The 25,732-nt window shown below is 56.0% G+C and carries 24 protein-coding genes; 11 read left to right on the forward strand and 13 right to left on the reverse strand.

Annotation, left to right across the window (positions count from 1 at the left end):
• Positions 1-155 precede the first annotated feature (155 nt).
• From PMI17_RS12385 to PMI17_RS12415, 7 genes are read right to left on the reverse strand one after another with little or no spacing between them, the layout of a single operon-like run.
• Positions 156-1,478 carry a M20 family metallopeptidase gene (locus PMI17_RS12385; protein WP_007889968.1) on the reverse strand — a complete coding sequence of 441 codons (1,323 nt, stop codon included), beginning with the start codon at positions 1,476-1,478 and terminating at the stop codon, positions 156-158.
• Between the two features lie 3 nt (positions 1,479-1,481).
• A complete protein-coding gene (locus PMI17_RS12390; RefSeq protein ID WP_007889969.1) occupies positions 1,482-2,426 on the reverse strand; it encodes an ABC transporter permease in 945 nt (314 codons plus the stop codon).
• Entirely contained in the window at positions 2,423-3,364 is a 942-nt protein-coding gene (locus tag PMI17_RS12395; protein WP_007889971.1) for an ABC transporter permease, read from the reverse strand. Before PMI17_RS12395 ends, PMI17_RS12390 begins: the two co-directional genes overlap by 4 nt.
• Before the next feature lie 11 nt (positions 3,365-3,375).
• Positions 3,376-4,347 carry an autoinducer 2 ABC transporter substrate-binding protein gene (locus PMI17_RS12400; RefSeq protein WP_007889985.1) on the reverse strand — a complete coding sequence of 324 codons (972 nt, stop codon included), beginning with the start codon at positions 4,345-4,347 and terminating at the stop codon, positions 3,376-3,378.
• A 31-nt stretch (positions 4,348-4,378) separates the two neighbouring features.
• Entirely contained in the window at positions 4,379-5,146 is a 768-nt protein-coding gene (locus PMI17_RS12405; protein ID WP_007889987.1) for an ATP-binding cassette domain-containing protein, read from the reverse strand.
• Positions 5,143-5,802 carry a TenA family protein gene (locus tag PMI17_RS12410; RefSeq protein ID WP_007889990.1) on the reverse strand — a complete coding sequence of 220 codons (660 nt, stop codon included), beginning with the start codon at positions 5,800-5,802 and terminating at the stop codon, positions 5,143-5,145. Before PMI17_RS12410 ends, PMI17_RS12405 begins: the two co-directional genes overlap by 4 nt.
• Positions 5,802-6,647, reverse strand: coding sequence for a BtpA/SgcQ family protein (locus PMI17_RS12415; RefSeq protein WP_007889997.1), 846 nt, complete (start codon positions 6,645-6,647; stop codon positions 5,802-5,804). Before PMI17_RS12415 ends, PMI17_RS12410 begins: the two co-directional genes overlap by 1 nt.
• A gap of 28 nt (positions 6,648-6,675) precedes the next feature.
• Here PMI17_RS12415 and PMI17_RS12420 point away from each other — a divergent pair, with 28 nt between their 5' ends.
• A complete protein-coding gene (locus tag PMI17_RS12420) occupies positions 6,676-7,545 on the forward strand; it encodes a PfkB family carbohydrate kinase (protein WP_007890001.1) in 870 nt (289 codons plus the stop codon).
• A 4-nt stretch (positions 7,546-7,549) separates the two neighbouring features.
• On the opposite strand, the gene PMI17_RS12425 is transcribed toward PMI17_RS12420, so the two are convergent.
• On the reverse strand, positions 7,550-8,500 hold the full coding sequence (locus tag PMI17_RS12425) for a substrate-binding domain-containing protein (protein WP_007890006.1): 951 nt from the start codon (positions 8,498-8,500) through the stop codon (positions 7,550-7,552).
• Between the two features lie 452 nt (positions 8,501-8,952).
• Here PMI17_RS12425 and PMI17_RS12430 point away from each other — a divergent pair, with 452 nt between their 5' ends.
• The 6 genes from PMI17_RS12430 (at position 8,953) to PMI17_RS12455 (ending at position 15,088) form a co-directional block, all read left to right on the forward strand.
• Positions 8,953-9,981, forward strand: coding sequence for a LacI family DNA-binding transcriptional regulator (locus tag PMI17_RS12430; RefSeq protein ID WP_036621058.1), 1,029 nt, complete (start codon positions 8,953-8,955; stop codon positions 9,979-9,981).
• 371 nt (positions 9,982-10,352) lie between these two features.
• Positions 10,353-11,099, forward strand: coding sequence for an ATP-binding cassette domain-containing protein (locus PMI17_RS12435; RefSeq protein WP_161804888.1), 747 nt, complete (start codon positions 10,353-10,355; stop codon positions 11,097-11,099).
• 18 nt (positions 11,100-11,117) lie between these two features.
• Positions 11,118-12,119, forward strand: coding sequence for an ABC transporter permease (locus PMI17_RS12440; RefSeq protein WP_161804887.1), 1,002 nt, complete (start codon positions 11,118-11,120; stop codon positions 12,117-12,119).
• 3 nt (positions 12,120-12,122) lie between these two features.
• The gene (locus tag PMI17_RS12445; protein ID WP_007890016.1) at positions 12,123-13,202 is read left to right on the forward strand and encodes a phosphotriesterase; all 1,080 of its coding nucleotides are present in this window, start codon (positions 12,123-12,125) and stop codon (positions 13,200-13,202) included.
• A gap of 12 nt (positions 13,203-13,214) precedes the next feature.
• Entirely contained in the window at positions 13,215-13,970 is a 756-nt protein-coding gene (locus tag PMI17_RS12450; RefSeq protein WP_007890017.1) for a glutamine amidotransferase, read from the forward strand.
• Positions 13,970-15,088: a M20 family metallopeptidase gene (locus tag PMI17_RS12455; protein WP_007890018.1), complete on the forward strand. Its 1,119-nt coding sequence runs from the start codon at positions 13,970-13,972 to the stop codon at positions 15,086-15,088. Before PMI17_RS12450 ends, PMI17_RS12455 begins: the two co-directional genes overlap by 1 nt.
• Before the next feature lie 36 nt (positions 15,089-15,124).
• Here PMI17_RS12455 and fhuE read toward each other — a convergent pair whose 3' ends face one another.
• On the reverse strand, positions 15,125-17,314 hold the full coding sequence (gene fhuE / locus PMI17_RS12460) for a ferric-rhodotorulic acid/ferric-coprogen receptor FhuE (RefSeq protein ID WP_007890019.1): 2,190 nt from the start codon (positions 17,312-17,314) through the stop codon (positions 15,125-15,127).
• 575 nt (positions 17,315-17,889) lie between these two features.
• On the opposite strand from fhuE, the gene PMI17_RS12465 reads away from it, so the two are divergent.
• A complete protein-coding gene (locus PMI17_RS12465) occupies positions 17,890-18,291 on the forward strand; it encodes an H-NS family nucleoid-associated regulatory protein (protein WP_007890020.1) in 402 nt (133 codons plus the stop codon).
• 134 nt (positions 18,292-18,425) lie between these two features.
• Here PMI17_RS12465 and PMI17_RS12470 read toward each other — a convergent pair whose 3' ends face one another.
• The 3 genes from PMI17_RS12470 to PMI17_RS12480 are packed head-to-tail and all read right to left on the reverse strand — an operon-like array spanning position 18,426 to position 22,052.
• On the reverse strand, positions 18,426-19,625 hold the full coding sequence (locus PMI17_RS12470) for an aminotransferase class I/II-fold pyridoxal phosphate-dependent enzyme (protein WP_007890021.1): 1,200 nt from the start codon (positions 19,623-19,625) through the stop codon (positions 18,426-18,428).
• Positions 19,626-19,644: 19 nt separating this feature from the next.
• On the reverse strand, positions 19,645-20,949 hold the full coding sequence (locus PMI17_RS12475) for an LLM class flavin-dependent oxidoreductase (protein WP_007890022.1): 1,305 nt from the start codon (positions 20,947-20,949) through the stop codon (positions 19,645-19,647).
• 32 nt (positions 20,950-20,981) lie between these two features.
• Positions 20,982-22,052, reverse strand: a complete 1,071-nt coding sequence (locus tag PMI17_RS12480) for an iron-containing alcohol dehydrogenase family protein (protein WP_007890024.1) — start codon at positions 22,050-22,052, stop codon at positions 20,982-20,984.
• Positions 22,053-22,393: 341 nt separating this feature from the next.
• On the opposite strand from PMI17_RS12480, the gene PMI17_RS12485 reads away from it, so the two are divergent.
• From PMI17_RS12485 to PMI17_RS12495, 3 genes are read left to right on the forward strand one after another with little or no spacing between them, the layout of a single operon-like run.
• Positions 22,394-22,939 carry a GNAT family N-acetyltransferase gene (locus tag PMI17_RS12485; protein WP_007890026.1) on the forward strand — a complete coding sequence of 182 codons (546 nt, stop codon included), beginning with the start codon at positions 22,394-22,396 and terminating at the stop codon, positions 22,937-22,939.
• On the forward strand, positions 22,936-24,087 hold the full coding sequence (locus PMI17_RS12490) for an amidohydrolase (protein WP_007890029.1): 1,152 nt from the start codon (positions 22,936-22,938) through the stop codon (positions 24,085-24,087). The genes PMI17_RS12485 and PMI17_RS12490 overlap by 4 nt, the downstream gene beginning before the upstream one ends.
• Complete coding sequence (locus PMI17_RS12495) at positions 24,087-25,400, forward strand: MmgE/PrpD family protein (protein ID WP_007890031.1); 1,314 nt, start codon at positions 24,087-24,089, stop codon at positions 25,398-25,400. The genes PMI17_RS12490 and PMI17_RS12495 overlap by 1 nt, the downstream gene beginning before the upstream one ends.
• On the opposite strand, the gene PMI17_RS12500 is transcribed toward PMI17_RS12495, so the two are convergent.
• Positions 25,397-25,621, reverse strand: coding sequence for a hypothetical protein (locus PMI17_RS12500; protein ID WP_007890034.1), 225 nt, complete (start codon positions 25,619-25,621; stop codon positions 25,397-25,399). The two genes, PMI17_RS12495 and PMI17_RS12500, sit on opposite strands and share 4 nt — an antisense overlap.
• Positions 25,622-25,732 lie beyond the last annotated feature (111 nt).

Genomic DNA, 25,732 nt, shown 5'->3' on the forward strand with positions numbered 1-25,732 from the left:
GCGGTGATGCGCAAACTGGTCCATCTCTGCTTCGGTGTGCTTAAAACACGAGAGCCGTGGAACGAAAACTACGTAGCTACCGCTTGACGTTCAAGACGGTAGCTACAGATATGTGCAATGTTCTGTAGCGGTGCAATTAATTACGCGACGTCGTGTCAAATGGCGGTTCCACACCAGCGCACTAACGTCAAAGCAATCGCCTTGGTGCACGCCACCAGATCGGCAATCGGTACGTGTTCGTTGGGCTGGTGCGACATCGCTGGATCGCCCGGGCCAAAGTTCACTGTTGGCGTCTGGCCCAGCGTACTTGGCAAACCAATATCGCTGTGCGCGCCGAATCCCGCCAGCTGCGGATTCAGTGCCGCATCTGTCACGCCCTGCTGGAAGGTGGTAACAAACGGATGCTCCGCCGCGATTTCTGCACAATCGGCATCCAGAATCCACTCGATTTTAGCCGGATGCTTTGCCAGATAGGGATCGAGCGCGCAAACCCTGGCAACGTGCGCTTCTATCTCTTTTTTAACGTGGCCGCCCAGCCCCATCTCATCCTTCTCAGCTGGCAGATACTGCACATCAATGACAATCTCTGCGCGCCCGGCTATCGAGGCCGGGTGTTCACCGACTTTCAGCTGCGTCACGATAATCTGGTTGGGCAGTTCCATCAGCGGATGATTTTTGCTCGGCTGCGTCTGCCAGCGGCGATTGAGCACATCGAGGCCATCCAGCATCTGCCGACACAGCATCACCGCATCAACCGGACCGCTGTTGTCCCAGCTGTTTGGCGTGAGTTCGGCGTGGCCGCCAATGCCGTCGAGGATAATGCGGCCCCACAGAATGCCATGGCAAATCGGCGAAATACGGTTGGCGGTCGGCTCGGTCATGATGCCGGCATCGGCTTTAAATCCGCGATCGACCATCGCCAGCGAGCCCATGCCGCCAATCTCTTCATCGACTACGGTGGTAAATACCACGTCGCCCGCCAGACGGATATTGAGATCCTGCAACAGCTCCACCGCCATCAACATGCAGGCGACGCCCCCTTTCATATCCACTGCGCCGCGACCATAAACCGCCGCGTTTTTGATCTGCGGCACGAAGGGATCGGTGTGCCAATGTTCCGGCGGGCCTGGCGGGACCACATCAATGTGGCCGGTGAGCATCAGCGATTTGCCGCCGCCCGCGCCCGCTAGCGTGCCGCCGAGATTAGGTCGGCCTTCAAAGGTGCGGCCCTTATTGGCGCCCGGTCGGCCCTGATATTTGGCGTACAGGGCTGGGCCGTCGGGATCCCATAGATCGGTCTCCATGCCTAGCGATGCAAGACGTTGCTGCAGATAAAGCTGGCAATCGCGCTCGCCCGGTCCGGCTTCACGCGGATCAACTTTCACGATAGAGGGAAATGCCAGCAGATCGCACAGGGTTTGCGCGATGCGTTCTGCGCTCGCATCAACGTGCGCGCTAATGTGTTCAGTCAGATTCATTGGTTATCTCCGATAGATAAAAAGTCGTTGTGCCATCAACACCATAATCAACAAAATGCCCACCACGCCCAGTTGCCAGACGCTGTTTAACCCCAGCTGTAACATGCAGGTTTTGATCGTCACCAGCATCAGCGCGGCGGCTAATACGCCGATCACGCTGCCGCGCCCGCCAAAGATCGCCACGCCGCCGAGCAGAGCCGCGGTAAGGGATTCGAGTTCCAGATTGACGCCAATTTCCGGGCGCGCACTGCCTAACCAGGTAAGCGAGACGAATCCTGCGCAGCCCGCCAGCAAGCCGCTCAGGCAGTAGGCGAGCAAGCGCAGACGATCGACAGGAATGCCGACTAAGCGCGTGGCGTGTTCATTGAAGCCACAGGCGTAAATCCATTTCCCCCACGCGCTTTTACTCAGAATCAGCCAGGCGATAAGGAAAGCCGGAATGACGCAGGTGAGAAACGGTAGTGGGATGAAGAACTGCGTGCCGCGCCCCCATTGAGTTAGCGCCGTTGGAACACCGGCAAGCGCGGCGCCGCCGGTCAGCGCCAGCGCCAGTCCGGAAAACAGATAGAAGCTGCCCAGCGTGACGATCAGCGGCCAAAGACGCAGCCGCGCGATCAGCCAGCCGTTGAGCGCACCCGCTAGCGTGCCGGTTATCAGGCAAATCAGCGGCAGCCAAAGCGGATTAATGCCCTGATCGAGCGCCAGCATGCCGATCACCGCCGAGAGCGAAACGTTGCCGCCCACCGAGAGATCGATGCCGCCGCCACCGGTCATCACCACTAACGATTGGCCGAGCGCCACCAGTGACAGCAACGTGGCGAACTGCAGGATCGAGGTGATCGACCAGGAAGCCAGCATTTGCGGCAACACCAGCACGATACCGATGGCCAACAGCAGCCATAGCGCGCTCAGCAAGGATAAGTCGGGAGATTTGCGCCACAAGGTCATGCGATCCTCCTGAATGCCAACACTCGCCCACTCGCCGCTTCACTGCTCAATACGATAAGCAACACTGCGCCGGTCACCACCGTTTGCCACAGCGATGGAATCCCCACCAGCAGCAAACCGTTTTGCATAATGCGCAGCAGCAACACACCGAGCAGTGTGCCCAATAAACTACAGGAGCCGCCGGTAATGCGCGTGCCGCCCAGCACCACTGCGGCAATGGCTTCCAGCGCCAGACTGCCGCCCACCGTCATTTCGACATTGCGATAGGTGGCGATATAGCAGGTTGCCGCGATGCCACACAGCAAACCGCTGATCATGAAGGTAGCGATGCGCACCTGAGTGACCGGAATGCCCGCCAGCCGGGCTTTTTCCTCAGAGTTGCCTGCCGCCAATAGCCACAAACCGTACGGTGTGTGGCGCAGCATCAGCCATACGCTGGCCCACACCAACACAATGATCCACGCCATCACCGGTACGCCCAAAAAGGCGTGCATTAAGCCGCTGCTCAGGTTGCCGGGCAGCCCGGATAACCACTGTCCACCCAGCAGCGCAAACAGCCCGGTGCGCCACACGCCGAACAAACCGAGCGTGCCGACAATCGCCGGAATGCGGCCCATCACCACCACCAGCGCGGTGATCAAACCCAGCCCCAATCCAAGTAACGGCCCCGCCAGCGCCGCCAGCCACGGCGAGTTGGCCAGCAGCAATTGGCCAACCGCCCACGCCGCTACGCCCATCACCACGCCGACAGAAACATCCACGCCGCCCATGGCGATCACCAGCGTCATACCCAGCGCAATTAACAGCAGCTCGCTGCTGTTGCGCAGGATGGTAAGCAGGTTATCGAGCGTGGCGAACCAGGGTGAGAACCAGGAGAAGCCGGCGCTGGCGAACAGGGCAATCGCCAGCAAGGCGATCTCCCGTGAAGTCATATGCATGCGCATCCCCATTAGAATTTGAACTGATCGACATTCTCTTTGGTAAATACCGCCGGCGCACCCAGCAGCAGCACGCCAGTTTTGCTGTCAAATTTCACCGGTTCAGCGAAGCCCGGCACGCGGTTCTCGGCGCTGAAGGCTTTACCATCAATCAGCTGTTTACCGGCCCACACCGTGAGATAGCCGAGTTTTTCCGGATCCCACAGCACGGTGTAACCAAAGGCTCCGCTTTTCAGATAGGCGCGCGCGGTGTTCGGGCTGCAGAAACCGCTGCCGATGACCTTGCCATTTTTACCGGCGGTCTCAATCGCCTGCGCCACGCCCGGACAGGTGGTCGATGCCATGGCGATCAGGCCTTTAATATCCGGATTAGCTGACATTAAATCGGTGGCGATTTGTGCCGCGCGGCTGGCCGAGCCGCCGGCATACTGCGGTTTTAGCAAGGTGATGTTGGGATATTTGCTTTTCACCCGCTGCTGCATAAAACCAATCCAGCTGTTGAGGTTAGAGGCCGTGGCTTCACCGGACACGATGCCGATCTTGCCGCGATCGCCGACGCGTTTGACCATTTCATCAATGATGGTTTCGCCCAAACCCTGATCGGTGGCCTGTGCGACATACACCGGGCGTCCGCTGTCAGGCGCATCGCTGTCGCTGGTAAACAAGTGCACATTATTCGCTTTCGCCTGCGCCAGCACCGGCGCGATGCTGGAAGCATCGAGCACGCTGATGCCGATCGCGTTGACCTTCTGCGCAATCAGGTTCTGCACGATCTGCAGTTGATCCATCGGATTGGTATCTACCGGACCGCTATAGACAAACTCGACGCCCAGATCGCTGGCCGCGCGTTTACCGCCCGCTTCCATCGCCTGAAAATAGGGAATACCGATAATTTGCGGCACAAAGGCCACTTTCTCAGCGGCGAGGGCAAAACCTGAAAACAGTAATGAGAGAGAACAGACTGCAGTAGTGAGTCGACGCATGTTTATTTCCCCTGGGTTAATGGCATAACAATTACTGATTCTCAAACACGCGCGCATCGGGATGCGCACCGGTAATCAGTGAAACGATTTCATCGGGTGAGGTTTCGGCGTGACGGCGCTCGGCAATTTTTCGTCCACGGCGGAACACCACCATGCGATCGGCTACCGCGAACACATCGCTAATGTTGTGGCTGATCAACACCACCGCACAGCCACGCTCGGCGAGTCGCCGCGTTAGTTGCAGCACTTTCTGCGTTTCGGCAACCGCCAGCGCGGCGGTTGGCTCATCCATGATCACCAGCTGCGCGTTGAGGTTGAGCGCGCGGCAGATCGCCACCGCCTGGCGCTGTCCGCCAGAGAGACTGCCGACCGAGGCTTCGGCATCCGAGATATGCGCGTCGAGATCCTTTAACAGTTGATCGACCTGCTCACGCATCTCGCGTCGGCGTAAAAAAGGAATGCCCAGCACGCGCCGCTTGAGCTCGCGACCAAGAAACACGTTTTCAGCAATGCTGAGGTTCTCCGCCAACGCCAGCTCCTGGTAAATGGTGGCGATGCCGTGTTCGGAAGCCTGGCGCGGCGAGGTGAATTTCACCGCCTGGCCGTCAATCCACAATTCGCCGTCGCTGGCGCTGTAAGCGCCTGACAGCACTTTGGTGAAAGTGGATTTACCGGCACCGTTATCGCCGAGCAGCGCCAGCACTTCGCCACGATGGATGGTGAGATTGACCTGGTTAAGTGCCGTTAAGGCACCGAAGCGTTTGCAGATGTTGCGCGCCTCAATAAAACACGTCGTCATCTTCCCTCCCCAGCGCTGAGATAGGCGGCGCTGTGGAAATCGATTTCCCACTGCAGCACCTGGCCGTAGAGCAGGGATAAGCGGTTTTTTTCTGCCTCACTGAGATCCTGTGCACAGCGGTCGAGCTCAGTTTTCAGCCACAGCGCCTGCTGATGAAACTCATCTTCAGCATGCATATCGACCCAGCGACGGATATCGTCATCCAGCAGCGGTTGCGCGCTGACGCGTGCGCACCAGTGGTAATACATCCACTCGGCGCCAAACATCAGCGTGATGATCTCGGCGAAACTGCCCTGCTGCGCCACCTGCAACATGCCATCGCGAAACGCGGTGACGCCGGGCACATCATGCGGATAATCCGCCGGATTGATGTTGCGCCGTGCCAGCACCTCTTCAAACCAGGCGATCTGCGTATCCACTAGCGCATTGAGTACGCCGATTAACCAGCGCTGCTGGCGAATGTCGGGCGCTTTACTCACTGCCAATGCGAAGATATTGATGGCGGTGGCGACAAAGTTGCCTTCAAACACCAGATAACGCTTAAACGCCGTTTCGGGTAGCTGGTTGCGCTCGATATCCAGCACAAACTGATGTTGCTGCATCGCCTGCCATAACGCAGGGTGCTGCTGCAAAAGCTGGTCAGTGAAGCTATTCATCAGGCTTCCTCCAGCGCCGCTTGCGCCACGGACATAAAGTGCTTCACGCGTGCAAGCTCCACCTCGTTCCACCACACGCCATCCACTTTCAGCGTGCTGGCAACAATCACGCCCTGAGTACGTGCCAGAATCTGACACACGTTAGCCGGGGTTACGCCGGAACCCACCAGCAGCGGCAGCTCGGTGGCGGCACGGATTTCGTCGATCTCGTCCAGCGTGGCGCTATCGCCGGTGCGCTGCCCGGTGGCGATTACCGCATCCGCTTCAAAGAAATCCACATCGCGCGTCAGTTCCTGAATCGATCGGTCGGCGACAATGGCGTGGCTGCCATGTTTGACGTGGCTGTCGGCAAACACCTTAATATGCTCGGCGCGCAGCTGGCTGCGATAACGCAGCGCTTTCGCCGCGGCACCTTCAATAAAGCCTTCGTTGGCGATATAGGCGTTGGCCCACTGATTGACCCGCACAAAATCCGCGCCGCCCGCTAAGGCGGTGGCGAAGGCGGGAATGGCGGCGTTGGCCAGCACGTTAATTCCGAGCGGCACGCCAAAACGTTCACGAATCTTTTCCGTTATCACCGCCATAAAAGCGGCGGTTTCCGGACCAATATCTTCCGGCTTGGCAAAAGGAATATCGCCATGATTCTCTACAATTAAACCATGCACGCCACCGGCAATATAATTATCGGCATCGCGTAGCGCTCGCTCAATAATTGTTGAAAGTGGCTTGCCGCGATATTTTGGCGAGCCTGGAAAAGCATCGCAATGCACCACACCAATCACCGCTTTCTTTCTGGAAAAAATATCTTGAATTGCGCTGACTTTTCCTGCTGATATAGAAACCATCTTCTCCACCTTATTAACGAGAACCATCATGCGAATTTATGTTGCAGGGAATATTGTTGTTGATGAAACCTGGTCGATTGGCGATCTGCCGCAAAAAGGCGCGTCTATTCACGGCGTGAAAACGTCGCAGGATATTGGCGGTAAAGGCGCTAATCAGGCGATCGTTATTTCTCGCTGTGGTATCGACACACGATTAATTGCGGCCATCGGTCACGACATTAATGGCCGCTGGATGCGTGAGAAAATATCACATGAAACATTGACTCTTTTTCCCACTGAATATTCATCTTCTCACAGCGACGCCTCAATTATTTTAAACAGTAGCGATGGCGATAATGCCATTATTACCACCACGGCGGCAGCAGACGCCTTAAGCATTGAACAGATGCTGCCTTATTTAGCCGATGCCCAGGCCGGCGATATTTTGCTGCAGCAGGGCAATTTCTCCGTTGAGAAAACCCGCCTCCTTTTCATGTGGGCTAAAGCCAACGGCCTGAAAACGGTATTCAATCCCTCGCCCGTCAATCCTGATTTCGTACAACTCTGGCCGCTGGTCGATATCGCCGTAGTCAACCAGCTGGAAGCCGATTTACTGCAACCGGCTGGCATTAACACGCTGGTCATTACCCAAGGCGCTGCGGGTGTCTGGCTCATCACCGACGCTCAACGCCTCTTCTGCCCGGCCACACCGGTGCAAGCGGTGGACAGCACCGGCGCTGGCGATACCTTCCTCGCCGTGCTGCTTGCATCCTCGCTATTACGCGGTGTGCAACCCGATGCCCTTGCCTTGCGGCACGCCAGTCAGGCTGCTGCCATCACGGTGAGCCGCACCGGCACTCTAAACGCGTTTCCTACACCAGCGGAACTCGCTGCGCTGCTCGCCATGCGCAGCGAGTAATCGGTTACTTAAAGAGCGGACGGTAACTGTCGACGTTCGCTTTGGTCACCACGGTGGCCGGAACCAGAATGGTTTTGCTCACCGTTTTGCCTTCAGAGAGCGCATTGAGTGCCTTCAACGCCTCTTCACCCATCTTTTTCGGATCCTGCTGCAGTACGGCGGTGACGTAGCCGCCATCAATGCCGCTGATGGCTTTAGCCGTCAGATCCCAGCCAAAGACTTTGATATCTTTCTGGCGACCCTGGTTTTCTACCGCCGCAATCGCTCCGAGCAACGCCGGTTCACCGGTGGCATAAATCGCGGTTAAATCTGGATTGCCGGTGATCAGGTTTTCCGCTGCGGTCATGGCGTTGTCCTGAATATTCTGGCCATCCACTACATCGGCGACGGTGATTTTGCTGTTGCTTTTAATCGTCTCTTCAAAGCCTTTCTGACGCTGGTTCTGAATGGCCGAGTTTAATGCGCCAACAATACCCAAACGCGCTTTGCCGCCCATCTCTTTCGCCACGTAATCGACAAAATATTTGCCGAGGATTTTTCCGCCTTCCATATTATCTACGCCAACCTGTGCCGCTTGGGGGCCCGCCGGTAATACGGCATCGATGGCAATCACCGGAATTTTGGCAGCGGCGGCTTCTTTGATCGCTGGCATAATGCCGTTGACGTCAATGGCATCCACCAAAATACCCTTCACACCTTGCTGAATGTAGTTTTCAATCGCATCATTCTGCGCAACCGGATTATCAGTGGCATTGAATATAACCAATTCTTTACCGCTGGCTTTGGCGGCCTCTTGCGCGCCCTGATTCATCAGATTAAAGAACAGCGCCTGCTGATTAATTTGTACTAAGGCATACGTGGGTGCGGCTTGTGCCAGGGTAAAGATAGCACCCGCAGAAAATAGACCTGTTGCCAAAACCAATGAACGCAGTTTTCCGGTGAAAGATAACATCATGGTGTTCCTCGTCGGGAATAAACAATAATCAGCGTTTCTCAGCGTTAAGACACTGAGATTATTTTTTGGCGGGCAAATATCGATGGAATGATTTATTCACTGCACAGTTACAGTGTTTTATAACATCCTGCTTAAGTGTTTTTCGGCAACCCATCCGTTAGGAATGCCTGATGAAATAACTTAAGTCAGTTTGGGAATGGATTCCCGGTATTGCGGTAAACTGTGCATACAATTCGTCGAGTGACTTTTTTTGTCAAGTGTTTATTTATGCGCCAGTGCACCAGGGAAAGCGCTGTATCAGCCGCGCTTAACTGTGTTACAGATATCTGTGTGGATAAAAACGCATCCTCTTGCGACTCCGCGCGTTATTGTGAGGTCGCCATAAATGGCGACCCTACAATTGATCGGCACGTTTTTGTAGGGTCGTCATTTATGACGACCGAAAAATCAGTATGGCGAGGAAAATGAGTACAAAACGCGTGTTGTTATCCGACGTGGCAAAGCGAGCTGGGCTTTCTAAAGCCACGGTGTCGCGCTATTTGAACCACAGCATTGTCTTGCCGCAGGAGACGATTGACCGCATTGAAGCGGCAATCACCCAGCTCGATTATCGCGGCAACAGCCTGGCGCGCCGTCTGAGTAAAGGCGGCAGCGAAACGCTCGGTTTGGTGCTGCCCGATATCACCAACTCCTTCTTCGCAGAACTGGCCGATGCCGCTGAAGAAGCAGCGTCGGCGCGCGGTTACAGTTTGGTGCTGTGTATTACCCGCAACAATCCTGACAAAGAGGCGCAGTTTATTCGCTGGCTGGATACGCGTCAGGTTGACGGCCTGCTGTTTACCACCAACCGACCGGATAACGGCCTGTTGCGCAAAGAGATTCAGCGCCACCAGCATATTGTGTTGCTCGATGAAGACATTCCCGGCAGCAGCGTCCCCAAAGTATTTGCCGACAACGTGCAAGGCGGGCGTATCGCCACTGAACAGCTGATCGCCGCCGGACATCGCCACATCGCTTTCATCGGTGGCCCCGAGCAGTTGATGAGCGTACGTGAGCGCTATTTAGGTTACTGCACCGCCATGAAGCAGGCTGGTTTGCCGGTGCCAGCCGAATGGGTAATGTATGGCAATTATGAGCGCGAGTTCGGCCAGCAAGCCTTGCAACGGCTATTCAGCCAGCCGCAGCGTCCTTCTGCCGTATTTGCCGCCAGCGATTATCTGGTATTGGGATTGCTGGACGGTTTACGCGCCAGTGGATTGCAGGCACCGTCCGCCCTTTCGCTGGTTGGCTTTGATGACGCCAACTACACCGACCTCACCCAGCCACGCATCTCAACCATCCGCCAACCCGCGCGGGAGCTGGGTTACACTGCAGTGGATATCATGCTGCGCCTGCTCAATAACGAAACCAATATACCGCTCGAAACACGCCTGCCGGTGGAATGGATTGGCCGTGATTCGATCCAAATTCAGCAACCCTGAACCAAAATGGCGCTAAATTGCACAGCTTTGGCGCAAAAGATGATCAGCGTGGTACATCAATCGGTCTTCAAGTAAACCGGTTTACTTAACGCTTATTTTTTAATTCATTGATTCAACACTATTTTATTTAACGCCAAAATGGCTAAATTCTAACCTGGCACAGAACCTGCAACGCTATCAGCGGCAAACAAATATCGTTGAAACGTGTTGCCCTGTAAGCGTTGGACGGTGTTCTATCTGGTAGGTAAACCGGTTTACTAGAGGGTAAATCGTGTCAGATAGCGCATTTACGCGCTGGCAGGCAATTTTCCCGGCAACAAATTGGGAGTGTTCAGATGCAGCAGCCACACGCTACCCCCGCTCGGGTAGAGATGATTAACATCACCAAAACTTACGGTTCGATACGATCCCTGCGCGGTGTCAATCTGCAACTGGCACCGGGTGAAGTGCTGGGATTAGTGGGCGATAACGGCGCCGGAAAATCGACGCTCACCAAAGTGCTTTCCGGCGCGGTGGTGCCCACCAGCGGCACCATTCGCATTGATGGCGAGCAGCAGCACTTCACTAATCCTGCCGATTCGCGCCGCTGCCACATCGAAATGGTCTACCAGGATTTATCGCTATGCGACACCGTTGATGTCGCAGGCAATCTTTTTATGGGCCGCGAACCGATGAAAAGCGTGCTGGGGATTCCCTTTCTCGATCAGGCCAAAATGCACGCCGATGCGCGCGAAATGCTGCAAGGTTTAGGCATATCGATTCCGGATACGCGCTTGCTGGTGCGTAATTTGTCCGGCGGTCAGCGCCAGGCGATCGCCATTGCCCGCGCAGCGGCTTTTGATCCCAAGGTGCTGATCATGGATGAACCGACCGCTGCACTCGCCGTGGCGGAAGTGGAAGCGGTGCTGGCGCTGATTCGGCGCGTCTCCGCGCGCGGTGTCAGCGTCATCCTCATTACCCATCGCCTGCAGGATCTGTTCCTGGTGTGCGATCGCATCATGGTGATGTACGAAGGTACCAATGTGGCGGAGCGCCGCGTGGCGGATACCAGCCTGAGCGATATCGTTAATTTGATCGTGGGTGAGAAATTTACGGCTCACTCTGCGGCGGCACACTGAGGTAACGGGATGAGCATCATGAATTTAAGCAGTTCGCGCATGATCCAGCATTCGCTGCCGCGTCGCCTGTTGCACAACCACTCGGGCGTGGTGAGCATTGCGCTGTTTTTCATCTTTTGCTGCGTGGTGTTCTCGCTGATCACCAGCAACTTTCTCACCAGCACTAACTGGCTGAATATCATTCGGCAAAGCGCACCGCTGCTGATTGTCGCCACCGCGATGACGCTGGTGATCACCACCGGCGGTATTGATTTGTCGGTAGGTTCAACGCTGGCTTTAGTCGGCGCGCTTTCGGCTATCGCATTGAATAATTGGGGATTGCCGTGGCCGGTGGTGCTGATTGGCGGGTTGCTGCTCGGCGGTGTCGTTGGCGCCATCAACGGCTTCTTTATCGCCTTTGAGGGGATCCCGGCGTTTATCGTCACCTTAGCCACGCTAGCGGTAGTACGCGGGATCGCGCTGCTGGTCACTCAGGGCTACTCCATTCCGGTGCCAGCAGACAGTTTGTTTACCCTGATGGGCCGCGCATGGGTGCTCGGCATTCCCATGCCCGCGCTGATTGGTATTCTGGTGCTGTTTGCCGGGCACGTTGTCCTGAACCATATGCGCTTTGGTCGCTACGTTACGGCGATTGGATCCAACGCCGAAGGCGCACGCCGCAGCGGCATCAATACCAAAGCGGTGACTATGAAGGTCTACATTATCAGCGGCATGGCGGCAGCGCTGGCGGGCATGATTATCACCGCGCGTCTAGGCAGCGGCTCGTCCAATCAGGGCGAAGGCTTTGAGTTGCAGGTGATTGCCGCCGTGGTACTGGGCAGCACCAGCCTGTTTGGCGGCTTCGGTACCATTATCGGCACGCTGCTGGGGGCGCTGTCGATTGCCATCATCCAGAACGGGCTGATTCTGTCGCACATCTCGCCGTTCTATACGCAAATTGCCACTGGCACCATCATTCTGCTCGCTATCTGGCTTAACACCCGCATTCTCAACCCCACCCGCGCGCCGGCAAAAGGATAGCCCATGAAAGGATCGATTTTCCGTCATGCGGATCCGTTACCGCTTGGCGTTACCAGTGGCTACGTGATGACGGTGTTAGGACCGCTACCGCTGGCCGAGATGGGCGTGACCTTGATGCACGAACATATTCTGCTCGATGCGTCCGGTAAATGGGTGCCGCCCTGCTGTTGCAGCGATCGGCATATCGCCGAGATGCCAGTCAAGATGGAGAACCTCGGCGAACTCAACATGAACCCGTTGATGAGCCGCGATAACTGCCAACTGTTTGACGTCGATCTGGCGATTGAAGAGTTGATGAAGTACCGCGCGCTGGGCGGAGAAACCATCGTCGATCCCACCAATATCGGCATTGGCCGCGATCCGAGAGGTTTGCAACGCATCGCACGCTTAACCGGCCTTAACATTGTCATGGGCACCGGGCTTTATCTTGAGCCGTCACATCCCGAATGGGTGAAAAGCATCAGCGTTGAACAGCTCAGCGAGAAGTTGATCTTTGACCTCGGTGGCGCAGCGGAAAAACCGGAGGTGATTGCCGGACTGATTGGTGAGATCGGCATCTCCAGCCGCTTTACCGCCGATGAAGAGAAGTCGTTGCGCGCGGCCGGGCGCGCCAGTGCCGCAACCGGCGTGCCGATTCAGGTGCATCTTCCGGGTTGGGAGCGCTTAGGTCACAAAGTGCTGGATATTCTGCAGCAGGAAGGCGCCGACCTGCGTCATACCGTGCTGTGCCATATGAATCCCAGCTTTGCCGATAAAACCTATCAGCGTGAACTGGCCGATCGCGGCGTGTTTCTCGAATATGACATGATCGGCATGAGTTATTACTACGCCGATGAATCCGCGCAATCGCCTTCGGATGAAGAGAACGCGCGCGCCATCTGCGAATTGATCGACGACGGCTACATCCAGCAGATTTTGCTGTCGCAGGATGTGTTCCTGAAAACCATGCTGACGCGCTTTGGCGGCCACGGCTATGGCTACATCCTCAAACATTTTGTCCCGCGCCTGAAACGTCACGGCGTCAGCGGCGAACAACTCGAAACCTTAATGATTGCTAACCCGCAGCGCGTATTTGGTGGGTAAAAGGAAAATATCATGCAGAAGAACGTGTTACTGGTGGGCGAATCCTGGACCAGCACCTCGAACCATATTAAAGGCTTTGACCAGTTTGCCACCGCCACCTGGCACACTGGCGCCAGCGACTTTATGGCGGCGTTAAAGGATAGCGATTACGCCGTCACGCATATGCCAGCGCATGCCGCCGCCACCGATTTCCCGCTCACGCTTGAAGGGCTGCAGCAGTGGGATGTGATTATTCTGTCGGATATTGGTGCCAATACGCTGTTGCTGCATCCCGATACCTGGCTAAAAAGCCGTCGCACCGCCAACCGCTTGACGCTGATTCATGATTACGTGGCCGCAGGCGGCAGCCTGATGATGATTGGTGGCTATTTCAGTTTTCAGGGCATCAATGGCGGCGCGCGCTTTCGTAACACGCTGGTGGAAAAAGTTCTGCCGGTGCGCTGCCTCGCCTGGGATGACCGCATTGAAACGCCGGAAGGCTCGACGCTGGAGCTGACGCAATCGCACGCGATTTTTAACCACATATCCGGCGAGTGGCCGTGGATGCTGGGCTACAACGAAGTGGAAATGCAGCCCGAAGGCACGCTGCTGGCGACCGTCGCGGGTACCACGCATCCTCTATTAGCGGTGCGTGAATATCAAAAAGGTCGCTCGCTGGTGTGGACCAGCGATATGTCGGCGCACTGGCTGCCGGAAGAGTTTACCCAATGGCAGGGCTATCGCCAGCTGTGGATTAACTGCTTTGACTGGCTCACGGAGCGCGCCTGATGCGCCCCGCTTCGCTGGAACTTGCTCAGCAATTGCTCGGCTTTGACACCATTAATCCGCCGGGTAACGAAGCGGCCTGCATGACATTTTTTGCCGCGTGGCTAAGTGAGCAGGGTTTTGAGGTGCAGCTGTCATCGTTTGGTGAAGGCCGCAGCAACATCGTGGCGCAGCTGCGCGGCCAAACGCCGGGCAAACCGCTGGCGTTTACCGGACATCTGGACACTGTGCCGCTCGGCAATCAGCCGTGGCAGCATAATCCTTTTGGTTCTGAGATTTGTGAAGACCGGCTTTATGGGCGCGGTTCGAGCGATATGAAAGCGGCAATAGCGGCCTTTGCACTCGCCTGTGTTCAGCACCAGGAGGCAATTTGTGCCGGGCGCGGCGTGGTGCTGGTGATTACCGGCGGCGAAGAGACCGGCTGCAATGGCGCGCAGGCGCTGATTGAGGCGGGATCGTTGCCGGAGATCGGCGCGCTAATCGTGGGCGAACCCACCGCTAATTACCCGGTGATTGGCCATAAAGGCGCGTTGTGGCTGCGCTGTGAGACGCGCGGAAAAACCGCCCATGGCGCGATGCCGGAGCTGGGGATTAACGCCATCTATCTCGCCGCCGATGCGATCGGTAAAATTCGCTATTTTTCTCCCGGCGCGCCACATCCGTTGATGAAGCAGCCGACGCTCAATGTCGGGCGGATTCAGGGCGGCTTGAATATCAATTCGGTGCCGGACCGCACGGCTTTTGATGTTGATATTCGCAGCGCGCCGAATCTGCAGCACGCAACGATTCGCCAGCAGCTGAGCGAGTTATTGGGCGAAGCGGTGCATATCACCACCCTGGTTGATCTGCCTGCGGTACTGAGTTGCGAAGAGAATCGCTGGATTCAGTGGATTTATGGGTTGTGTCAGGCGTTTTTCGACCAGCCACTCGACGCGCGCGTGGTGCCCTACTTCACCGATGCGTCGTTGCTGCTGCCCGCGCTGGGCAATCCGCCGTGTATTATTTTGGGCCCGGGCGAACCGACGATGGCGCATCAAACCGATGAGTATTGTTTAGTGAGTAAATTGGGGGAAGCCGAGCAGCTGTATGGACAGATTATTGCAGAATGGATGAGGTTTTAAGGAAGGTCGCCATGAATGGCGACCCTACAAAAAACATCAGAAACGATAGGTCGCGGAGACGGAGAAGTTACGTGGATCGCCGTAAACGATGCCGCCGTTACTCACGTTGGTGTCGTACTCTTTGTCGAACAGGTTGTTGATATTTGCCTGCAGCGAGACGTTTTTGGTTACGTCGTAGCGTGCGAACAGATCCACCACCGTGTAGCTGCCCTGACGTGCACGCCAGGTACCGTTGCCGTCTGGTCCGCCGATATCGCCGTAGGTTTTCGACTGCCAGGTTGCACCGCCACCCAAGGTCAGCTGATCCAGCATCGGCAAGCGATAGCTGGTAAACAGATTGAATGAGGTGCGCGGCAGATTGGATTTGTAACGATCGCCATTCGCATCTTCCGCCACGTAGCTGGTACCACCGAAGGTCATTTGTAAGTTATCGGTGACTGCGCCGTTCACTTCGAACTCTACGCCACGACTCACCACGCCTTTTTTACCAACATAAATCGCATTGCCGGTTTCAGGGTTAGTTTGGCCGGTTGCTTCACCCACGTTATCCAGCTCGGTACGGAACACCGAAACAGAGGTGGTCAGGCGGCTGTTAAACCAGTCTGATTTCACGCCCGCTTCGTAGTTTTTACCAATCACCGGCGCCAGGTAAGCACCTGAAGCATCCTGATAATCCTGCGGCTGGAATACCGAGGTGTAGCTGGCATACGCTGACCAGTTGTCGTAGAAGTCCCAGATCACGCCACCATAAGGCGTGATGTTGTTCTTCTCCATCTCGGCATTCAGCGTCTGACGATTCCAGTTGGTATAGCGTGCACCGAGAATCACATGTAGCGGATCGGCCAGTGAAATGCGCGTAGCCAGATAGGCAGATTTCTGGCGCACCAGCTGGGTATCTGATGCCGGTTCACGTGGATTCCAGTTGGACTCTGGATAATCGCCGTTGTAGTCGTTGAAGTTACCCAACTGCTCTGAGGAGATGTTCTCCCACGAACTGAAGTACTTATTGTCCTGACGGCTGTAGTTAACGCCGATCATCAACTCATGCTGACGGCCCAACAATTCGTAAGGGCCGCTGGCGAACGCATCCACCGCATCCACTTTACGCTTGCCGGTGTTGTAACCCGTACCGCCGATCACCGGATAGCCGGCGTAAGAAGAGGATCCCGCACCGGTGGTTTTATCGAAGAAACCATCGATATACAGCTGTTTACTGTCGAGGAACATTTCGTTGTGCGTGCCGTTAAGCGTGATATTCCAGCCGTTATCGAAGTTCTGCTGCAGGTTAACAAAGACTTTTTTGTTCTCTTTGTTGTTGTAAGCCCAATCCGGCGCGGTGTTATAACCACGGCGCAACTTGGTTTGTGAACCGTCGGTATACCAACGCGGTGAGCCGCCCCACATGGGCGAATCGGTATTCACCTGAGAGAACTCATAGCCGACGGACAACCTGGTGGCATCGGTCAGATCAGCATCGACCACGCCGTAGACGAACTTCTTGTCTGCGCCGTAACGTTCAATAAAGCTGTTTTTGTCTTCATAGCCCGCCACCAGGCGTCCACGCACGTTACCTTCGGCGGACAGCGGCGCAGAGAGATCCGCAACGTAACGCTGCTTATTCCAGCTGCCGTAGCTGGCAGAGACGCTACCGGTGAACTCTTTGCTATCAGCGTGCTTACGCACCATGTTGATTGAGGCTGAGGGATTGCCCGGTCCGGTCAGTAAACCGGTTGCGCCGCGTACCACTTCAACGCGCTCATACAGCGCCATATCGCTCTGCGCATCGCCGAGGTTCCAGCGCGAAGCGAAGGCAGTGGGAATACCATCGGTCATATAGTTGTCGATGGTAAAACCGCGCGAAAAGTAGTTGGTGCGATCCATATCGGAAGAGACGCCGTGGATGCCGGTGGTATTGGCCAGCACATCATTCAGCGACTGCAGCTGCTGGTCTTCCATGCGCTGCTTGCTAACGATCGAAACCGATTGCGGAATATCGCGCGCGGTGAGCGCCATTTTGGTACCGGCGCGTGTGACTGGCACGCTGTAGTCTTTTGCCGCCTGCTCTTGCTGGTCGGCGCTGGCGTCAACGTTCAGCGTTTGTTCTGTGGGCGTGGTTTCAGCTGCTTGCGCGATACCTGACGCAACCAACATAGCCAGTAAAGAGAGACGCAGCACGCGCTGTGGAGCACTGCCCGGGTTCCTGACGCGCAAATCTTCGCAAGACATACGATTCCTCGATCAACTTATCATTATTTTTTTGCGGCACCGCTGCTGACGTCTGCAAGAGGAACGACAGTAAGGAAGCCGTTAAGAAAGCAAATGAGAAATATACGCATTAAGATTTCCAATGCAAGAAATTGTTACCGGTTAACTGACACTTTTACACTTATAGAAATGCCTTATTCTTCAACGAGTAATAGTTGAGCAGCGTTATTTTCCGGAATGATTACGTTAGGATTTTTGGCAACTCTGTGAAATTGAAAGGATTCTGGTGAGCGATAAGCTTACCCGCAGCTTATCGATGCATACCTTGCAAAGCAGGATCGACCCCTATGACGACCAAATCATGCCGCTAGCGTAGATTAAATGCATAATAAATGAGCACTGTTAATTATCTTTATAATCGGCCAGGTCAGTAATAAGCCAAATAAATTGTGTGACCTGCTGCAAATATAAAGAAATTTCTGATCGAATGGATATTTTCCGGACAATTCTGTCCTCGCGTAATTATTTTAATTTGAAAAAAAATCTCGTAGAATGCGCGCTTTGATACTCGTTAAATAAGTAATAAGGATTTATTCATGAGCGATGCACTTAAAGCATTGAACAATCTTCGTACGCTGCGTGCTCAGGCGCGTGAATTAGAGGTAGCAGCATTAGAAGAGATGCTGGAGAAGTTCGCCGTGGTGGTCGCAGAGCGCCGTGAAGAAGCGGCTGCAGAAACCGCAGCTCAGCGCGAAAAAGAAGAAAAACTGGCGCTGTATAAAGAGATGCTGATGAAAGACGGCATCGATATTAATGACCTTGCGCAATTAAACCAGCCGGAAACCAAACCTAAAGCGAAACGCGCACCGCGTCCAGCCAAGTATAAATTCATCGATGAGCAGGGTAACGAGAAATTGTGGACCGGTCAGGGCCGCACGCCATCGCCAATTAAAGCCGCACTGGATGCAGGCGGTTCATTGGATGATTTTCTGATCTGATTTAATAAGGTGGATATCACTATCCACCTTATTTTTTTGTTTAGCATCGCGGTGCGCTTTTACGCGTTTTTTAACAGCAGCGCTGTTTATTTAAAGAGCGCGATAAATCGCGCCGCTACAATATCTGCACGTTGCTATTTTAGAACGGCACATGCCTGGGCAATTCTTCGCCCTGCCTCACGCACCGTATCAATATCGGTAGCAATCGACAGGCGGAAATAAGGCGATAAGCCGTACGCACTTCCGGCAACGCCAGATACGCCACTTTCCAAAAGATAATTCATCACATCCTGTTCACTCTCAATTTTCTGACCGTCAGGACGCGTTTTGCCCAGCAAACCGGCACAGCGGCAGAAAATAAAGAAGGCTCCGTCAGGATTGAGCACTTCAATCTCCGGTACCGGCTGCAGCAACGCCATAATCGCGTCGCGACGATCCTGATAAGCCTTGCGCTGCGGCGGCAGGAAATCGAGTCCGCCATTGAATGCAGCAACCGCAGCGGCCTGGCTGATGGCGCTGGCACCCGAGCTGTTTTGCGACTGCACCACCACCATCGCGTCAATCAACGCTTTTGGCCCGGCAGCGAAGCCGATGCGCCAGCCGGTCATCGCGTAGGTTTTCGACACGCCACCCACCAGTACAATACGACCCGTCAGATCTGGCGCGACGTGCAGCAGGCTGACATGTTCACGACCATCAAACAGAATGTGTTCGTACAGCTCATCCAACATGATCAACACATCAGGGTGATCGCGCAGCACCGCTGCCAGTGCGATCAGCTCCTCGGCGCTGTACACCATGCCGGAAGGATTGCCCGGATTGTTTAATACCAGCCAGCGCGTTTTGTCGCCGATCGCCTGTGCCAGCTGCTGCGGTTGCAGCTTATACTCCTGTTCCAGCGCGCACTCCAGCAGCACGGCTTTTCCGCCGTTAAAACGCACGCTATCCGGGAAGGTCGGCCAATACGGCACCGGCACAATCACCTCATCGCCATCATTCAGCGTGGCGGCAAAAGCATTGAAAATGATCTGCTTGGCACCATTGGCGATACAAATCTGCCCCAACTCATAATCAAGCTGATTTTCACGCTTCAGCTTAGCTAACACCGCGTTACGCAGCGGCGTGGTGCCGTTGGTCGGCGTGTAGCGCGTTTCACCGGCTTCCATCGCCGCGACCGCCGCCTGACGAATATGCGGCGGGGTATCAAAATCGGGTTCACCGGTGGTGAGATCGAGAATATCGACGCCCTGCTCTTTCAACTGGCGCGTCAGTTGGCGCGCCGCCGCATTGGCAGAGAGCGACACGGACTGCACACGCTTAGATAAGGTGACCATGTTGTGCTCCTGAAGGGGATTAAACCACCACCGGCAAGCCGAGGTTTTCGCGCAGCGTGGCGAACTCATAATCGTCACGGAACAGGCCACGACGACGCAGTTCCGGAATCACCAGTTCCACAAACAGATCCAACTGCTCAGACATGATGGCTGGCATGATGTTGAAACCATCTGCGCCACCCTCTTTCAGCCACAGCTCGAAATCATCGGCGATATCTTCGGCGGTGCCGACAATCACGCGATGCCCGCGTGAACCCGCAGCCACAGCGGCCAGCTCGCGCAACGTTAGATTTTCGCGCTTCGCCATATCGGTCATCAATTTGACGCGGCTCTGGTTACCTTCACCCAGCGGCACTTCCGGCACCGGGCCATCCAGCGGATATTGGCTGAGGTCCATGCTGAAGCGCAGCGACAGCTGACGCAGACCGTTTTCAATATCGACCAGCGTGTTCAGCTCTTTCCACAATGCTTTGGCTTCTTCGCGCGTGCGTCCCACAATCGGCATCACGCCCGGCATGATAACCACGTGATCCGGATTACGACCAGCAGCGATCACCTGATCTTTCTGCGAGCGGTAGAAGGTTTGCGCTTCTTCGAGGCTGGCGGCAGCGGTGAAAATCACTTCGGCGGTTTCAGCCGCCAGCTTCTGACCATCGGCTGACGAACCGGCTTCAATGATCACCGGACGCCCCTGCGGTGAACGGGTGATGTTAAGCGGACCCTGCACCTGGAAGTGTTCGCCCTGGTGATTAATCGGCTGAATTTTTTCATCAATGAAGTAGGCGCCGGTCTCTTTGTTTGGCTGCACCGCGCCCTCTTCCCAACCGGCCCACAGCTTGTCCGCCACTTCAAGGAATTCGCGCGCCCGCGCGTAGCGCTCGGCGTGATTCGGCATATCGCTGCGACTAAAGTTACGCGCCACATCGGTAGAGAACGACGTCACCACATTCCACGCGGCGCGGCCGCGGCTGATGTGATCCAGCGAAGAGAAACTGCGCGCCATGGTGAACGGATCGCTAAAGGTGGTGGAGGCGGTTGCCGCCAGACCAATGCGCTTGGTGTTCACTGCCAGCGCCGACAGCAAGGTTAGCGGTTCGAGGCGAGCCATGGTGGACGGCAGGCGGTACATGCTGGTGGCCAGTGCATCACCGACGAAGAACAGATCGAATTTGCCCGCTTCGGCTTTTTTGGCGATGGTGATCAGCCAGTCGATATCGGTGGGATCGCCGAGCTTTTCCGTTAAGCGCCAGCCGCTAACGTGTTGTCCTACCGGTTGTACGAAAAGGCCTAAACGGATGCGGCGTGGTGGTTGTGAATTAGCCATAAATTTGTCCTGGTGAATAAAAAGTAATGCGTTTAAAAGGTGTTCTCGGTCGCCAGCAGCGCCTGCTCCAGCGCATCTGCAGAGATGCGGAAAGGCAGACGTTCTGCGCTGGCCGCCGGGAATTTGATTTGTTCCGCGATGCTGCGGATCGTCGCCGCGCGATCGCCGGTTAACGGCGCCAGCGTTAACGGCATGTCGTAGTCGCGCAGCAGCGCCAGCAGCTCGGCATCCGGCACGCCGTCATGTTCAATCAACGATTGCACTAGCAGGCTATAGCCCACTTTCTCGCCGTGCAGCCACGCGTGCAGTTCCGGCTGATGCGTTAGGCGATTGTGGATGGCATGGGCAAAGCCCGGCGTCGGTAACACATCGCGCACGCTGTTTGCCAGACCCGCCAGCACGATATTGGCATCGATGATCTGCACCAGCTCCGGCGTTACTTGCTGCTGTTGATTGGCGGCAACCGCCGCCGCGCCCAGTTGCAGATAGCGATCGAGCGCGCGCTTAGCGGTCATCACTTTAAGGTCCAGCGCCAGATCGTGGGGATTGTGACGCTGATAAGGGTAGAACTCGTAATATTTCGCCAGCGCATCCACGATGCCGGCTTTCAGATACCGCACATCGCTACGCGCAATCACTTCGCTATCCACCAGCACCAGATCGGGCATTTTACCCAGCGGCTGGCTGCGAACGTGTCCGCCCTGCTCATTGTAAATGATGGCGACCGGCGACCACGCTGCGCAGGTGGCGGCCACGGTAGCAAAGTTGATCACTTTGAGATCGGGCAACTGGCTGCCCACCGCTTTCGCCGCATCCAGCACGCGTCCGCCACCGATGGCAAACAGCAGTTCTGCGCCCTGCTGCTGCACATTTTGCTTGAGCGTTTCAATCGCGGCATCGGTGCATTCACCCGGCAGATACTCTATTTCCCAGCGAATACCGTTGGCCTCAAGGCTCTGCGTTAATTCTGGATTGACCGCCTGCCAGGCGTGAGGAGAAGTAAAGATGCGAATATGTGAGGCATAAGGTTTGATAAATTCACCGGCGCGCGCACGCAAACCGGATTCATGTGCATAAGCACGCGGAGATTTGATCGCTAACACGGCGTCACCCTGATTAAGAATAAGGCTATAACGGATTAAATTAAGATAATTCAGAGGGTTAATACAGAATAGTTATAGCGCTATGTATTTTCTGCATACTACGGTAAATAACGATTTAAGCAATGCAAAACCCGCGATTTCATTTTCACAAATTCGCATTAGCTTAGTTATTTTTCACATATAGCGCGGGTTAGCTTTGCTGGTAATCTGATTAGCCTTGTATGAAAGGGTGATGGCGAGCACATTCCGTAGCGGCGCAATTTATTGCGCAATAAATTGCGCCGCTACGGAATGTGCATGTTTTTTTTCTCCGCCAGCTGGCGGTTTTTCCGGGGATATCTATGTCACTTGAGTTTCGTCAGGTTAGAGAAGACGAGGTGGAAACCTATCAGGCATTGATGCATGCCGCCTATGCGCCGACGCTGGCGTTGGGCATCAAGTTTGATGCCGCCACGGCCGATCGCGCTAAAACCCTGCGTCATCTGCAAAGTCACGGTGTGTATGCGCTGTATGCCCATGACGTGATGGTCTCGTCCGTCACCGTGCGCTATCCGTGGGGGCCGCTGCCGGGCCCGTTTGGCCTGCCGCATATCGGCTGGTTTGGTGCGCATCCCGATTATCCCGGACGCCAATATGGCCGTCAGGTGCAGGATCGCCTTGAGCAGGAGATCCTGCTCGGCAAACTGCGCGCCCCCGCCGTTTCGCTCGGCACCGCCACCAGCCATCCATGGCTGATTGAGATGTATAAAAAGCGCGGTTTTCAGCTGATGCACACTACCGATCTCGGCAAAGGCCACATCACGCAATATATGAAGAAAGTACTGGATGAAGCCGCTCATGATGCGTGGTTAACGCGTCAGGCCGCTCAACAAGGAATTAAAGCATGAGCCCACTCCTCGACACCCTCGGCGAACAGCTGATCGCCTTCCGCCATGAACTGCACCGTTTTCCCGAACTCTCCAACGAGGAGTTCGAAACCACCGCACGCATTCGCCAGCAGTTAGAACAACATCACATCCGCGTGCTGGATCTGCCGCTCAAAACCGGCTTAGTCGCTGAGATCGGCCCGGAGCAGGGTCCACTGATCGTGCTGCGCTCCGATATCGATGCGCTGCCGATTGAGGAGCAGTCTGATGTTACCTTCCGCTCTGAACGTCCCGGCGTGATGCACGCGTGCGGCCACGACTTTCACAGTTCGGCGGCGCTGGGCGCGGCGATTTTGCTCAAACAGCAGGAGAGCACGCTGCCGGGCCGCGTACGTATTCTGTTCCAGGCCGCCGAAGAGACCGGCCAGGGCGCACCCGATGTGATTGCGACCGGCGCGCTGGATGATGCGGTGGCGATTTTTGGTATTCACAACGATCCGTCGCTGCCGCCGGGCGTGATTGGCAGCAAAGCCGGTCCGTTAACCGCCGCGGTCGATCGCTTTGATATCAGCATCACCGGCATCGGCAGCCACGCAGCCAAACCTCATCAGGGCAACGATCCGATTGTTATCGCCGCGCAAATTGTCTCCGCTGCGCAGACGCTGATCAGCCGCAATGCGCCATCGGGCGATAACGCGGTGGTATCGATTACCCAGATTCACAGCGGCAGCACCTGGAACGTGATTCCCGACAGCGCCTGGCTGGAAGGCACGGTGCGCTCCTTCTCGCAACAGACGCGCGAGCGCCTTGAGCAGCGCTTCCGCGAAATTGTGCAAGGCATCGGTGCCGCGTTTGCCGCCGAAGTGAAATTTAACTGGCATGCGGGTCCGCCATCGGTAGTGAATGATGCACACTGGGCGGATTTCGCCCTGCAGCAGGCCAGTGCCAGCGGCTTTGAGGCGCGCGTAGTGGAAGCCAGCCCTATCGGCGAAGACTTCGCGTTTTATCAGCAGCAACTGCCAGGCGCATTTATGATGATTGGCACCGGTGAACCCTACGCGCTGCACCATCCGGCATTTCGCATTAACGATGAGGTGCTGCTGCCCACCGCGCACTATCTCAGCGATTTGGCGCTGGCGGCATTGCGCAGCCTGGAGCACACCCGCTGATGAACCTCACTGCCGCGCTGGCTGAGCGCATTGTTCACAGCCAACCGGACGCCGCTGCTCGCGAGGCGGCGCGTGAAGGCGTGCGTGATTTTCTTGCCGTCAGCTGGCCGGTGCTGCAAGGTCAGGTGCCGGACAGCGGTTTACCGGCGTTACGCATCGTATATGGCGACGGCAGCGCCCGCTCAACAGCCCTGCTGCTGGGTTATGCCAGCCACGCGTTGGATTACGATGATTTTCATGCCGATTTTCGCGGGCATCCCAGCGTGGTAATTCTGCCCGCGCTGCTCGCCTGGCAGCAGCATCAGCCGACTGAATTGGACGACTTTCTGGATGCTTATGTGATTGGCGTAGAGGTGGCGGGCCGTTTGGGGCTCGCCGTCAGCCAGCAGCACTATGCGCTCGGCAATCACAATACCGCGACGCTCGGCACAGTTGCCGCTGCCGCCGCGCTGGCGCGATTAATCGGGACTGATACTTCTGCGACGGCAACGCTGATTGGCATCGCCGCCACCCAGGCCAGTGGTTTACGCGCGCAATTTGGTTCGGCGGTAAAACCGCTGCACGCCGGTTTTGCCGCTGAACGTGCGGTGACCGCCGCGCAGCTGACGCTGGCAGGTTTTGACGGCAAGCAGGATGGTGTGATTGAAGCCTTTATCTCCGCCACCAGCAATGGCCAGGCACAGCCGGAAAAGCTGATTGATAACTGGGCTGAGCCGTGGCGTATGGTTTCGCCGGGCCTGGAGTTCAAACCCTTCCCCACCTGCGCCGGTACGCACAGCGCAGCCGAAGCGACGCGAATGTTGCGTCAGCAGTGGCTGGCAAACGGTCATTCACTGCAAGCGTTGCTGGACAACATCGCTGACATTCGCGTGGCGTTTCCGCCGGGTGGCGATATTGCGGCATCGGTGCGTGTGCCAGCCAACGGCATTGAAGCGCGTTTCAGCCTGGAGTATGTGATTGCCGCGATGTTGATGTACGACGACTTGCGGTTGCAGGATTTTGCTGAGGGCGAGCTTAACCACGCCGTCATGCCGCTGGCGGCTAAAGTACGCCGCACGCCGGATGAGAATGCGCCACCGGATGCGATTAATCCGGCACTGCGCTTTCACCTGGTCACCCTCACCTTGCGCGATGGCTCACAGCTGCAGCAGCGCCGCACAAGACAGCAATCGCTAGCCGATGCGGTAGATGTCACGGGTAAACTGCGGGCAGCACTGCAGCAGGAGATGCCACAACGCCAGCAGCAGTTGCTGCACAGCAGCGCGCTGCGCAACACCGCTGATCTGGCGGCGTTAAGCCAGTTGCTACTTTAGAGCGTTTCTACCGGTTCCAGCGCGTCCTGAATGGCATCGGCCAGATTGGCAATCTCATTGGCAACCGCCTGCAAATCCCATGATGCCTTCGATCCGCTGGCGGAGGTGGAGGCGCTAACCGACTCTTTTGCCACGGCTAACGCCGCTGCCACCGCGACGGTGCGCTTGTGTTGTTCTACAGTGACGCCAATCGGTGGCTGTGTGAAATAGTCGTTGACCATCGTATCTCTCCCTTGGATGTTAAAAATAAGAATGAATTCCTGGAGAGCTATTATGGGGGAAATGTCACAGAGTGCTATCTAAATAGTGAGCCGCCAGCGGCGGCTCTAGCC

Source organism: Pantoea sp. GM01, from assembly GCF_000282675.1.
GTDB lineage: Bacteria > Pseudomonadota > Gammaproteobacteria > Enterobacterales > Enterobacteriaceae > Pantoea > Pantoea nemavictus.

Excerpts from the sequence above, each read along its gene's own strand:
- PMI17_RS12385 (WP_007889968.1), bottom strand. The coding sequence starts at position 1,478 with ATGAATCTGACTGAACACATTAGCGCGCACGTTGATGCGAGCGCAGAA.
- PMI17_RS12390 (WP_007889969.1), bottom strand. The coding sequence starts at position 2,426 with ATGACCTTGTGGCGCAAATCTCCCGACTTATCCTTGCTGAGCGCGCTA.
- PMI17_RS12395 (WP_007889971.1), bottom strand. The coding sequence starts at position 3,364 with ATGCATATGACTTCACGGGAGATCGCCTTGCTGGCGATTGCCCTGTTC.
- PMI17_RS12400 (WP_007889985.1), bottom strand. The coding sequence starts at position 4,347 with ATGCGTCGACTCACTACTGCAGTCTGTTCTCTCTCATTACTGTTTTCA.
- PMI17_RS12405 (WP_007889987.1), bottom strand. The coding sequence starts at position 5,146 with ATGACGACGTGTTTTATTGAGGCGCGCAACATCTGCAAACGCTTCGGT.
- PMI17_RS12410 (WP_007889990.1), bottom strand. The coding sequence starts at position 5,802 with ATGAATAGCTTCACTGACCAGCTTTTGCAGCAGCACCCTGCGTTATGG.
- PMI17_RS12415 (WP_007889997.1), bottom strand. The coding sequence starts at position 6,647 with ATGGTTTCTATATCAGCAGGAAAAGTCAGCGCAATTCAAGATATTTTT.
- PMI17_RS12420 (WP_007890001.1), top strand. The coding sequence starts at position 6,676 with ATGCGAATTTATGTTGCAGGGAATATTGTTGTTGATGAAACCTGGTCG.
- PMI17_RS12425 (WP_007890006.1), bottom strand. The coding sequence starts at position 8,500 with ATGATGTTATCTTTCACCGGAAAACTGCGTTCATTGGTTTTGGCAACA.
- PMI17_RS12430 (WP_036621058.1), top strand. The coding sequence starts at position 8,953 with ATGGCGAGGAAAATGAGTACAAAACGCGTGTTGTTATCCGACGTGGCA.
- PMI17_RS12435 (WP_161804888.1), top strand. The coding sequence starts at position 10,353 with ATGATTAACATCACCAAAACTTACGGTTCGATACGATCCCTGCGCGGT.
- PMI17_RS12440 (WP_161804887.1), top strand. The coding sequence starts at position 11,118 with ATGAATTTAAGCAGTTCGCGCATGATCCAGCATTCGCTGCCGCGTCGC.
- PMI17_RS12445 (WP_007890016.1), top strand. The coding sequence starts at position 12,123 with ATGAAAGGATCGATTTTCCGTCATGCGGATCCGTTACCGCTTGGCGTT.
- PMI17_RS12450 (WP_007890017.1), top strand. The coding sequence starts at position 13,215 with ATGCAGAAGAACGTGTTACTGGTGGGCGAATCCTGGACCAGCACCTCG.
- PMI17_RS12455 (WP_007890018.1), top strand. The coding sequence starts at position 13,970 with ATGCGCCCCGCTTCGCTGGAACTTGCTCAGCAATTGCTCGGCTTTGAC.
- fhuE (WP_007890019.1), bottom strand. The coding sequence starts at position 17,314 with ATGTCTTGCGAAGATTTGCGCGTCAGGAACCCGGGCAGTGCTCCACAG.
- PMI17_RS12465 (WP_007890020.1), top strand. The coding sequence starts at position 17,890 with ATGAGCGATGCACTTAAAGCATTGAACAATCTTCGTACGCTGCGTGCT.
- PMI17_RS12470 (WP_007890021.1), bottom strand. The coding sequence starts at position 19,625 with ATGGTCACCTTATCTAAGCGTGTGCAGTCCGTGTCGCTCTCTGCCAAT.
- PMI17_RS12475 (WP_007890022.1), bottom strand. The coding sequence starts at position 20,949 with ATGGCTAATTCACAACCACCACGCCGCATCCGTTTAGGCCTTTTCGTA.
- PMI17_RS12485 (WP_007890026.1), top strand. The coding sequence starts at position 22,394 with ATGTCACTTGAGTTTCGTCAGGTTAGAGAAGACGAGGTGGAAACCTAT.
- PMI17_RS12490 (WP_007890029.1), top strand. The coding sequence starts at position 22,936 with ATGAGCCCACTCCTCGACACCCTCGGCGAACAGCTGATCGCCTTCCGC.
- PMI17_RS12495 (WP_007890031.1), top strand. The coding sequence starts at position 24,087 with ATGAACCTCACTGCCGCGCTGGCTGAGCGCATTGTTCACAGCCAACCG.
- PMI17_RS12500 (WP_007890034.1), bottom strand. The coding sequence starts at position 25,621 with ATGGTCAACGACTATTTCACACAGCCACCGATTGGCGTCACTGTAGAA.